The 10,541-nt window shown below is 51.0% G+C and carries 10 protein-coding genes; 4 read left to right on the top strand and 6 right to left on the bottom strand.

What is annotated here, in order from left to right; all coding sequences use genetic code 11:
* The coding region (locus Q0K92_RS12455) for an endonuclease/exonuclease/phosphatase family protein (protein WP_297326119.1) at positions 1–1,970 on the bottom strand (1,970 nt) is incomplete at its 3' end.
* Positions 1,971–2,022: 52 nt separating this feature from the next.
* A complete protein-coding gene (locus tag Q0K92_RS12450; RefSeq protein WP_297326118.1) occupies positions 2,023–2,769 on the bottom strand; it encodes a hypothetical protein in 747 nt (248 codons plus the stop codon).
* 355 nt (positions 2,770–3,124) lie between these two features.
* On the opposite strand from Q0K92_RS12450, the gene Q0K92_RS12445 reads away from it, so the two are divergent.
* The 4 genes from Q0K92_RS12445 (at position 3,125) to Q0K92_RS12430 (ending at position 6,461) form a co-directional block, all read left to right on the top strand.
* Positions 3,125–3,379 carry a hypothetical protein gene (locus Q0K92_RS12445; RefSeq protein WP_297326117.1) on the top strand — a complete coding sequence of 85 codons (255 nt, stop codon included), beginning with the start codon at positions 3,125–3,127 and terminating at the stop codon, positions 3,377–3,379.
* A 73-nt stretch (positions 3,380–3,452) separates the two neighbouring features.
* A complete protein-coding gene (locus tag Q0K92_RS12440) occupies positions 3,453–4,418 on the top strand; it encodes a glycosyltransferase family 2 protein (protein WP_297326116.1) in 966 nt (321 codons plus the stop codon).
* Positions 4,411–4,797, top strand: a complete 387-nt coding sequence (locus Q0K92_RS12435; RefSeq protein WP_297326115.1) for a GtrA family protein — start codon at positions 4,411–4,413, stop codon at positions 4,795–4,797. The genes Q0K92_RS12440 and Q0K92_RS12435 overlap by 8 nt, the downstream gene beginning before the upstream one ends.
* Positions 4,779–6,461, top strand: a complete 1,683-nt coding sequence (locus tag Q0K92_RS12430) for a hypothetical protein (RefSeq protein WP_297326114.1) — start codon at positions 4,779–4,781, stop codon at positions 6,459–6,461. The genes Q0K92_RS12435 and Q0K92_RS12430 overlap by 19 nt, the downstream gene beginning before the upstream one ends.
* Positions 6,462–6,503: 42 nt before the next feature.
* Here Q0K92_RS12430 and Q0K92_RS12425 read toward each other — a convergent pair whose 3' ends face one another.
* From Q0K92_RS12425 to Q0K92_RS12410, 4 genes are all read right to left on the bottom strand, one after another.
* Positions 6,504–8,207 (bottom strand): amidohydrolase family protein, encoded by a 1,704-nt coding sequence (locus tag Q0K92_RS12425; protein WP_297326113.1) that lies wholly within the window; start codon positions 8,205–8,207, stop codon positions 6,504–6,506.
* Positions 8,204–9,025: a uracil-DNA glycosylase family protein gene (locus tag Q0K92_RS12420; protein ID WP_297326112.1), complete on the bottom strand. Its 822-nt coding sequence runs from the start codon at positions 9,023–9,025 to the stop codon at positions 8,204–8,206. Before Q0K92_RS12420 ends, Q0K92_RS12425 begins: the two co-directional genes overlap by 4 nt.
* Before the next feature lie 172 nt (positions 9,026–9,197).
* The gene (locus Q0K92_RS12415) at positions 9,198–10,103 is read right to left on the bottom strand and encodes a sulfotransferase domain-containing protein (protein WP_297326111.1); all 906 of its coding nucleotides are present in this window, start codon (positions 10,101–10,103) and stop codon (positions 9,198–9,200) included.
* 51 nt (positions 10,104–10,154) lie between these two features.
* Positions 10,155–10,541 (bottom strand): aminotransferase class I/II-fold pyridoxal phosphate-dependent enzyme (locus Q0K92_RS12410; protein ID WP_297326110.1); only part of this gene is annotated, 387 nt, incomplete at its 5' end.

The raw sequence follows: 10,541 nt of genomic DNA, 5'->3' as shown, positions 1-10,541 counted from the left end.
TCGTCGTCGAAGTCTTCGTCGGTGAAGTCGAGGAAGTTGGTCGCCATGTCGTCGGCGGTCATGGTGAGGTGGATTTCGTCCGCGCCGAGGCCGCTTTGGTCTTCAATGCTGTAGATTTCCAGGTGATTCAGGTAGGAAATGCTGTAGCGGTAACCGGCGAGGAATTCGAAATCCGTTGTCTGGCTGCGTTCCAGCAGCATGTAAATATCCTTGATATCGGCGGCGCGGTCGTAGCCGATCACGGTGAGTGGGTCTTCATTCGAGGCTTGCTCAAACGGCGCCGGGGCGGCGATGCCTTCGAACAAACTGAGCTGGATTTTCCGGTTGAAATCGTTTTGAATGTAAAACTCTACCCGGTAAGGATTGCCGCTCAACAATTGCTCAGCCAGCGGCGCGCGGAACCAGCATTCGTCATTTTTCCCGTTCTTCTGTCCGACCGGCAAACGCGGGTCTTTGGGAATATCGTTCGGTTGCAGGCCGATGGCGAGGAAGCGGTTCTCACCGGTGTGTTTAATGAAGGAAAACACGATGTTGCCGGTGAATTGATCATCCCTCTCTGCGGCTTTCAGGCGGATGAACATCGGCCGGTGCACGTCGACTTGATCGCCCGTTTCGGAAAATTGGAATTCGTGCTGCAGACTGTTCAGCCAGTCGTTGTCGAGCCCTAATTCGCTCCATTTGACTTGATTGTACGGGTCGATTTGGGTCGACATATTGTTCTCAAAATAAAACGCGGCTTCCAGATTGGGTGAGTAAGTGAACGTGTAAGTGCCCGGTTCGCGGATGTAAATCCATTGAAACACGCCGGGGGAGGGGATCTTCAGGTCGTTGGCGATATTGACTGTGATCGGTGAATCCGGGGCCTGAAAATGCACAAAATTGCTCTGGATTTTGGCTTGATTCGGGGTGTTGTACGGAAATTGCCAATGCACTTGCGCCAGAATGCCGCGGTGGTCGCTTTGGATTCTTTCAAACGTCAAATCCAGCGCGGAGAAATTCGACGGCAAAATCCGCATGTGCTGCGCCACCAGACGGCGCGGCGTTTCGCCCACGGCATCGGTGCGTTGCTTCGGAAAGCAGATGTAGTCCAGTCGTTCTTTCAATCCTGCGGGCAAATGCTCGCCTTCTTTCAAGTTGGTGTTGGTCAAGCCCGGATCCGCTTCCATGAAAGCGCCCGGCGGCGTCATGAACGTGCGCCAGCCGTCGATCAATTGTTCGGTGAAAATCAGTTGGTTTTGCCTGAAAAGAATGCCTTGCGAGGCATTGTTGTACGGACCGCCGTTGTTGATGAATACATTGGTCCATTCGCCGTGGCCATCGGTGGAGTAGGGCGGCGTATCGCCACGAATGTTCAAATCGCCCAGCACGATGACTTTGTCCCAATTGGTGTTATCTTCCGGCGCGCCGATGAGTCCGATCAACGCGCCTTCGATGACTTTCAATTGCCGCAGGCGGATGATGTGGTGTTCGCCGACTTCCTCGTAAAACGCTTGCAAATGCGTCAAGGCAATGGTGACGACTTCAAAGTGTAAACCGGTGCTGATCTGCACGATGGCCACGCCTTTTTCCGCCAGACCGTCATCGCTCGCGCTCATTGGGTAGAAAAGACCGCTTTGATAGGGATAAAATCGACTGCGGTTATTGGAAAAGTTATTATCCGATGGTGGCAATTCGCGGAATTCGAATTTGCTGAATATCGCCAGTCCGCCATCATTCAAATCGCCGCTGCCGCCGTTGAACGACACGATGGTGTGCGGATACAGGTGCTTCAATCCATCTTCCAGAATCTCTTTGGCATCTTCGTTATCCGCTTCATTGAACACCACCACATCGGGGTGTTCGTCAAACGCGAAATTCGCCGGGTCGAGCGCTTTGATCACCGCCTTTGCACGCCATTCGGCATCGCTGTGAGGACCTGCAGGCCAGGCTTGCGCTTGGATATTCATGGTTAAGATTCTGAAATTTCTCATGATGGGACTCCCTCAGTTGGATGATTGATAGCGTATCTCAACGATCATCGAATCACAAATAATGAAAAATTCCTATCAGCGATGTGCCTCCTGTTGCATAGATGAGTGGGCTGTCCCAGGTATGTGGAGAAAAAGCTTCGGCTAAGGTAATCGAGATCGGCATTAGCAGTAGCGCGGCAATAAGCTGAGTGGAATTGAAATAGGGATGAAATGCCAATATTGCGATCACCGTGGTTATCAATACGCATGCGCTGCCAATATAACTGCGGACGTACTTTTGCTGGGTAAAAAGCGCATAAGTCGTATATTTTCTTTTGCCGAATTTTATCCCGACGGGTTCCGCCAGACCATCACCGACGCCATTGGCAATGAGGATGATCATGACGAGCGGCAGCATGTCGCGGCTTTCGAAGTAAGCCAGCAAGGGAATGAGTACCAAGTAGCTAGCGATAAACTGTGTGTAAAGCCAAGTCAATGTAAATGGCCTATCTTCCGGCCTATCAACTGAGCAGAACATCACGGAAAGTACCCCAAACTTATTGCGCAAGGGCGCTATAAAGAATGTCAGGAAAATGAATGCACAGATGATATCGATGAAAAATGTGGTTGCGCTGTAGGGGTATTCAACGACGGATGACAGTAAAGTCGGCAGAAAGAAGAATGCGAAATGATTGATTTTGCGCGTGTAGTTAACTTTGAAATTTCGATGGATGACTAATAATCCGCACGCATAATGAATCAAAAATAGTAGTGCGTAGAAAATTGCGTGATGCAACCAGAATTCGAAAGGGATAGGCATGTGCGAGTCGGCTATGGTTTCATCTGCGAGTGGTGAGTGCCACTCCTATACATGTCGCGTTATGCCCATGTGCTGGTGGAGAATACGTATTATCTCGGTTGAGTCCTGCCGCCCCCGATTACGATGACATGCGCGCCTACAAATAAAGATGTGCGTATCTGGTAATTCCATGATCTGATGTTCAAGCTACGGATTTTCACCCAATTTCGGTAGGTCAGTAATTGCGCATTGCAGAATGCGCCGCGTGATACGGGCAATGTTCCGCTGGATGTACCGTAAAAAATAAGTACCGTCCTCACATCGAGTTTCGTGAGATATACCATCCACTTTTAAGCTTATTATCGCAGGAATAGTTATGGTGCAGACTCGTTTTGCGATCAACATACTGCCTGAGAAATCCGGGGTTGTATTCGAAGAGTTGTGCGTCACCATCCGGATCTTCATCGGGAAAATTCGCGCCGGATGCATGCATATTATCTCAACGCCATACCGGGGCGTTGTCTCGATTGACGATCAGCCTCGGTGTATCGAGGTGTTCGGTGTGAATATAGTAAATCTGGATCGGGCCGGTGGGTGTGGGTTTTCTGGCTTGTTAGGGGCCACTCATTAACTTGTCATTTGATCGCTTATCGGCATTTTGTTATATTCCACAGCTAACGAAAAAGGCGTTTAAAATTTCCAACTTGCATCCATCCAGTTCCCCGATTCGCTGCTTATCCATCGTAGTGCCTTGTTTTAATGAAGGCGATGGTGTGGATGCCTTTTTCAGCAGATTGGAATCGGTGCTAATCAAACTGCAAGCATACGATTACGAGATTATTTGCATTGACGACGGCAGCTTCGATAACACGCTGGAAATGCTTTGTCGGCACGCGGTGCGCAATCCCCGCATTGTAGTTTTGGAGCTGTCGCGCAATTTTGGCAAGGAAGCCGCGCTAACCGCCGGCATCGATGCAGCAAGAGGCGATGCGGTTATTCCATTGGATGCTGATTTACAACACCCGCCTGAACTGATCATCGACATGGTAAAACAGTGGGAAAATGGCAGTGATGTCGTTTTGGCCCGGCGCCAGTCACGAAAAATCGACCATCCTGTGCAGCGGCTGGTTACACAGTGGTTTTATCGACTCCATAATTGGATAGCCGAGTGTGCAATTCCCCGCGATGTCGGGGATTTTCGTTTGATGGATAAGCGGGTTGTCGAAGCATTAAAGCGCTTGCCCGAACGCAGGCGCTTTATGAAAGGATTATTTGCGTGGGTGGGATTCAGGCAGAGCATCGTTGAGTTTGTTGTTGAACCCCGTAAATCCGGACGATCATCTTTTAGTGCACGTCGCCTATGGGTGCTGGCATTGGAAGGCATCACCAGTTTCAGCACGGTTCCGCTCGCTGTCTGGGCATATATCGGTTTTACCGTTGCCATGCTGTCGCTGGTTTACGGCTGCTGGATCATTATTAAGACCTTGCTGTTTGGCATTGATGTGCCGGGCTATGCTTCCTTGCTGACCGCCATCCTCTTTCTGGGTGGCATTCAATTGATGGGAATCGGTGTGTTGGGCGAGTATATCGGGCGAATCTACAGCGAAAGCAAACAAAGACCCGTCTACATCATCCGACAACGGTATGGTGGAGCAAGCCCGGATGCTTAGTCGTGAAACGGGACGGCAATTTACCGGTTTCTCCTTGATCGGCATCGTAAATACGCTGATTCATCTGATCATCGTCACCGGATTGGTCGAATTATTCTCCGTGCATCCGCTACCAGCCAATGGCATGGCATTCATCAGCGCCAATCTTTTTTCTTTTTGGGCAAATAGCCGCTGGTCATTTCGGACTGCGGTCACAGGCCAACGCTATATGCGATTCTTCGCGGTATCGCTTGCCGGATTGGCGATTTCTCTGATTGCCGTCGCCATCAGTGAAGCACTGCAATGGCATTATCTGGCGGGTGTTTTTCTGTCTTTTGTTTTTCTTCCCCTGATTACCTTTCTCGCTCACAGGAACTGGACATGGAGAACCCCGGATTGAAACCCGCCACTTCGCATTGGCAGAACACCTTGACGCAACCCGCCATTGCCTCGATTTTTCTGGCACTACTCTGCTTAGGGCTGCATCACAGCGTATTGTCGGGAGGCTGGCGGTTTGATGATGGCGATCATCTTAACTTTGCGAGCACCTATGCACCTTGGCAATACTTCTTGATGCCTGAGATCACCCGGCTGCAATCCGGTGCCAATCTGACGCCGTGGAATACCTTATTTTATGACATCAATCTGTCATTGTTCGGTTTGAATCCCACAGGATTCTATATGCATCAGCTCATGCTGATATGGCTCACCAGTGTTGCAACCTATTTTCTGTTGAAGCTATGGATCGCACCGCTGTGGTCATTGATGGGTGCTGTCATATTTCTGGTTGGCGCACCCACTGTTCACATCGCCAACGAAATCATGACCGGCCATTATGCGAGTGGATTGCTATTTACCGTAATCGCGCTGTATGCCTATGTTCGCGCAGTGCGTGAACAGCGTGTATCGCTGGCACTCATCGGCACATTGTTCTACTTGCTGGCAGTCACATGCAAGGAAATCTATGTGCCGCTCATCGCTATTTTGCCATTTTTACCGGTGGGAACACTCAAAGACCGGCTACGATTTGCCTTGCCATTCTCGTTCGTGGCGTTAGCCTATATTTTCTGGCGCTTGCATGTGTTGGGGCGGTTATTCGGCGGTTACAACCTGGGCGGCAACTACGACTTTTTGTTGATTATCGAGACATTCAGCAATCTTCCTTTTTTCTTATTTGGAAATCATTTGGCCGGAAAGCTTGCAGTAATCATTATCGGCCTGTTCATTCTGTATTGGATTTATCGTAGACAGGTAAACCTCAAGCTAACGGCGGTGGCACTGGGATTACTGTTATTTCCATTGATTCCACTGGTGAATTTTCCCGGAATTAGCGCACCGGATCGCTATTTGTATTTCATCGGGTGGGGATTAGCGCTGTTCCTGGCCTATCTGTTTTCGTTAAGTTCTAACAAACTGAACACACAGTTAGCATGGCTGGCCGGCATTATTCTAATCAGCATCAGTTGGATGCATTCCCGCGAAGAACAGCAGAATCTGTTGAATATGGCCATGCCCACTGAGAAGTCCTATGAATTCATGCTCAATAGCCATGCGAATCAAGTATATATTGAATCCAACTTCAATTATTATTTTGGTGCGGTATTACCCGGCGCGGTAGCAACACAGAAGAAACTGGTACCATCCAGTCCGGATCGCGCGCGCATAGTGCCTGACATGGAACAGTTAGCAGCTATTGATCTGACCCATGTCAGTGTCTGGAGTTACAGCGATGCCTGTCGCTGTGTGGAAGATGTGACCTCAACCTTACCCGCGCGCGTTGCCGATTATCACAACAAACTTACACAGCGTGCATTGTCAGTCAGCCTGCATATCGAAAATTTAAAAGCCACATGGCATTTCGGGCCTTATCAAGACGGAGAGTACGCCATTATGATCAATAATCAGGGCTTCTTCCCACTGCCCAGAAGTGGCGCGCACTCCTATCCGCGTAAAACACTGGAAGGTTATATTCTCTATAAATCTCCGCAAGGTTGGATCACCAAAAGCCCGCAATTTCATATTGATGCTTTGAGCCAATCGAAATGGGAATGGTCACGCCGATAGTTCGGGTTTTTCATTGAGTGCATCGATTTGTACATGGCTGTGTCAATACAATGCCTTGAGGCCGGTTTTCACATAATCGGGGAGGTTTTTCTGCTGCGCGATGCGCTCAAGAAATGCCGGATCATCAGCAACTGTCAAAGGATCCAGCTTCAGCGGCTCAAGGATTTCTGCAAGCGGTGCGGCCGCTCGCTCCAATCCGCGCAATGCCCCTGTGAGTTCACGCTCGCCCGGTAACGGCAAGCGTGGACGCAAATCCATTCCTGAATCTTCCAGCTCATCGAGCACCAGCGTCCATGCTTGCGTTACCGGTAGCGCTTTTGCCAGCTTTGACAGTACCGTGCGGCGCTCTATTTTGGGTTGCGCCAACTCGCGCGCTAATTCCGGCAACCGCTGCAACGTTTCGCGCAGCACAGCCGTGGCGGTTTTCAATGTGAGGCTGCCAACGGATGAATCGGCCGTTTCCTGCTGCAAAAAAATCATCCGCCGCAGTCCGCCGATTCGTAGTGATTCACCCACTGCGCCCAGACGTTGCGTCAGACTCGGCATGCCATAGCGCGCAATCCCATTGATCATAACCAAGCGAATAGCGGTTTCCTTGGCTTGCAGGATGTTTTCATAAGGATCATCAGCATGCTGCGCAATCACAATAAGATCGGCGCGTTTTCCTGCTTCGAGCGAGCCAAGCGCGGCATCCCATTGCAGGATGGCAGCAGCATTCCGTGTCGCCATGGCAAGAATATCGCGATCACTGAATACGGACCCCATGGCTTGACTGACTAACCGGGCTACTTTGAGTTCTCCCAGAAGATTCTTGCTGCCCGACGGCGACCAATCGGAACCGATACCGATCCGCACGCCGGCTTCCTTGGCCGCCTTGATGTTTGCAGTTTGGCCGTACAACAGCAGATTGCTCATGGGAGACCAAATCATGGCGCCTTGTTTCGCACCAAACGTAGCAAAATCATCGGTAGTTAATCCCGCACAATGAATGCCAGCCAGCTGCTTATTGATCGCCCATTGCTCATGCGCGATTTGCAATGATAGAAAATGCTTGCGCGCAGCCTGATCGATACCTTCACTGAGATGGAGAAGAAAACAAGTGGTTTTTTGCAGGCGTGCCAGAAACCGATGCGCATCCTTGGCCTCGACATCGGCAATTCGTGTATCCGCTTCCGGCAATGCTGTTTCGTCGGTCTGCTCCACATTGCGCACGATGCCGCGATAGAAGCGGCGGATGCCGGCGTTACTGAACAATTGTATGCCCTGGCTGGTCGTTACGCCGCCAAGCAAGCTTTTGCATTCGACGTAACGAATGAGGGCGGGCACCAATTCGGGTGATTTGCCGATGACCTGCATGGGACCGCTGATCAGTTTGCGGTAGGTGGGCGTTCCTGACCATTGATTGCGGTTGCTGTACTGCTTCGGCACATCCCACAGACACAGTGCGTTATAGGCCAGATGATTATGCAATTCAATGAGGCCTGGATAAATGGTTCCGCCCGTGTTAACCACAGGTATGTTCTCGAATCCTGCCGGGCAGGGGGCCTGCAATGGGGTGACGGCGACAACGTTGCCCTGATCGATATAGATTGCGCCGCGCGGAATTACCCGGAATGCATCGTCCATCGTGACGATACGTCCGCTTAATGCCGATTTTTGACCGCCGGATGGATCAATCGGCTGTACGCGCGTGTTGCGGGCAGCAGTTTTCGGTGGCTGGGCACCCTCTCGTGTCGGAATGTTCATAGCTTCGGTACCAGTCCTTTGGGTACTGTCAGGGTGATATTGCGCCGTTTGGCGTTGACATCGGCACCTGCGCGGCGCGCCCAGTTATCTGATTCCCGCATCCATGCAGGAAGGCCCGGTGGAAAATCAATCTCAGGAATCGGGATTTTATTGCCAGGTTGCCACGCTTCGCCGTATGGAATCAAAGGCTGTACTCGATCAGGATGTTGGATTGCGGGGTGGAGCGTTTGCAGCGCGGCATTCCATTTACTCAACAGCGTTTTTGTGGCGATGCGCAGCTTTTCCTTATCGCCGTCCGCGGCACTTTCCGGCTGAGTCGGATGCGTGATGGGCACATAAGTGACTGCAACATCTTGCCCATCAGGGGTGGCGCACCATGTTTTCCAAGCCTGGTCCGCCAGCATTCCCAGCGCAATCACTGCTTCAATCTTCTGGCCAGCCAGCAGTGCCTTTAACCAGCGGTGCCGGTATTCAATGATTCCCGCTGCTTTTTTGTTTTTTGCGCTGACGCTGCCATATACGCTGTACAAAAACGTATTGATCATGACGTAGCTTCGGTCGATTCCCAGCTTCGCCAGAAACCCTTGAATCCGCTGTCCCGCTTCGCCGACCAGAATCCGCCGCACGATGGCCTCATTTTGTGCCGGATCCTGTCCGATCAAAAGGACACGGGCTGATCCGTCCAATCGGCCGCGGTGAAAGATCGGGCCCCATTCCACACGAAAATTCCCGATTGGATAAACATCGGGACCCGGATAATCCTCGCACAAACTTTTGAACGGTTCTTCAACATAACCAGGATCGAATTGATGTGTCATCGCTTCTTGCTCCTTTCTGATGTGAAGATTGATTCTGCGCGCTTTTTCCGGTGATGACAACGATTGCATCAATGCAACGAAATAAACCGAATAGGGTTGCGATTCATCCGATTATTTTACGATAGCAATGATTCTCGTCAGTATGGCATAGGTTTATATACCCAAAAAATCTTCAAGCGCGTTGTCCGGTCATGAGCCAGCGAGCGCATTCCGCTCCGAGCTCTTTGGCGGCGCGCGCTTCATATGCAGCCGAATCCTCGGCAGTGAGCGTATCCATCCAGCGGCCATTCACACCTTTATTAATGAATGTCTCGGCGCCGCCATCCCAAAAAGCGCCGCCGAGCGGTACGGTTTTGGTGGCGTTCCGTTTCATCCAGTCGAACGTACAATACTCGACGATATCAGGCCATCGCGATTCATCAATGGGAATATCGAGAAAACGGGCAATGCGCCGCATCTCTCCAGGCATGTCGCGTTTGAGATCGCTGAAGTGGATCAGTAGCAGATTCGGTAATTCACGAATTTGCCACCAGGAACGAATATTTTCCCAGAATGACCAAAAAGGATAACCATCCTTCTCCATCCATTCCAGCCAATATTCGCGAATATCGGCGGGTGGTGGCAGCAGCGGCGGGCCAACCCGGCCCGGTGTGTCATTCAGTGCTTCATAATAGGCTTGATTGCCGTTAGCGTGATGGTTATACATACTCCACATGACATCGCGGCCATCGCGGCCAATGTAGATATATTTAGCTTGGGGCGAATACACCAGCGCATCGACCGGCAGGTGCGTTTTCAGAATCCTGCGATGCGTCTGCGCTTCCACCAGCGGCAGCTTCACATCTTTGGGCGGCACGCGCAAATCCAGCCACGGCGACATTTCCGCCACCGCCAGATCAGGGTTGCCGTTGTACATCATTTGCGCCACGATTTGCTGCATCCACGTCGTGCCGGATTTGGCATACGTCGCAATAATGATATCGTCGGGTCTGAATTTTAAATCATTCCAGATTGTCGAGTCGAAGTGGTGGCTGTGCAATTCTCTGGTTTTTTTAGGCCATGTGATAGCGGTAGACATAGGGATATCCTTTTAAGTAATAATATATGAACTCTTTTGATTACATTGAAATTACCCGTGCCTTGCTTGCACGATCTTGTCTAATACCCTCAAAATCGTCCGCCGCGGCGCCCCAATATTCAACCGCATAAACCCGCTGCCTTCCGTGCCAAATAATGTGCCGGGACTCATGCCGACACCGGCTTCACCGACGAAGAACTGTTTCAATTGTGCGTCGGTCATGCTCATTGCGCGGCAATCCAGCCAGAGCAGATACGTGCCTTCGGCTTGGATGACTTTGATTTCCGGCAAATATTGGGCCAAGAATGTTGCAACGCTGTCGCGCGTGTCGCGCAGATAAATCAGCAATGCTTCCAGCCAAGCTTCGCCTTCGCGGTAGGCGGCTTCGAAGGCGGTAATGCTGAATGGATTGGAGGCGCTGACGTGCAGCGTGTTGAA

The sequence above is a fragment of the Nitrosomonas sp. genome (genome assembly GCF_024282095.1).
Classification (GTDB): domain Bacteria; phylum Pseudomonadota; class Gammaproteobacteria; order Burkholderiales; family Nitrosomonadaceae; genus Nitrosomonas.
This window is presented reverse-complemented; position numbering and strand designations above follow the sequence as displayed.

What these genes read in the sequence shown, in the direction of transcription:
- Q0K92_RS12450 (WP_297326118.1), bottom strand. Translation starts at nt 2,769, where the DNA reads ATGCCTATCCCTTTCGAATTCTGGTTGCATCACGCAATTTTCTACGCA.
- Q0K92_RS12445 (WP_297326117.1), top strand. Translation starts at nt 3,125, where the DNA reads ATGGTGCAGACTCGTTTTGCGATCAACATACTGCCTGAGAAATCCGGG.
- Q0K92_RS12435 (WP_297326115.1), top strand. Translation starts at nt 4,411, where the DNA reads ATGCTTAGTCGTGAAACGGGACGGCAATTTACCGGTTTCTCCTTGATC.
- Q0K92_RS12430 (WP_297326114.1), top strand. Translation starts at nt 4,779, where the DNA reads ATGGAGAACCCCGGATTGAAACCCGCCACTTCGCATTGGCAGAACACC.
- Q0K92_RS12425 (WP_297326113.1), bottom strand. Translation starts at nt 8,207, where the DNA reads ATGAACATTCCGACACGAGAGGGTGCCCAGCCACCGAAAACTGCTGCC.
- Q0K92_RS12420 (WP_297326112.1), bottom strand. Translation starts at nt 9,025, where the DNA reads ATGACACATCAATTCGATCCTGGTTATGTTGAAGAACCGTTCAAAAGT.
- Q0K92_RS12415 (WP_297326111.1), bottom strand. Translation starts at nt 10,103, where the DNA reads ATGTCTACCGCTATCACATGGCCTAAAAAAACCAGAGAATTGCACAGC.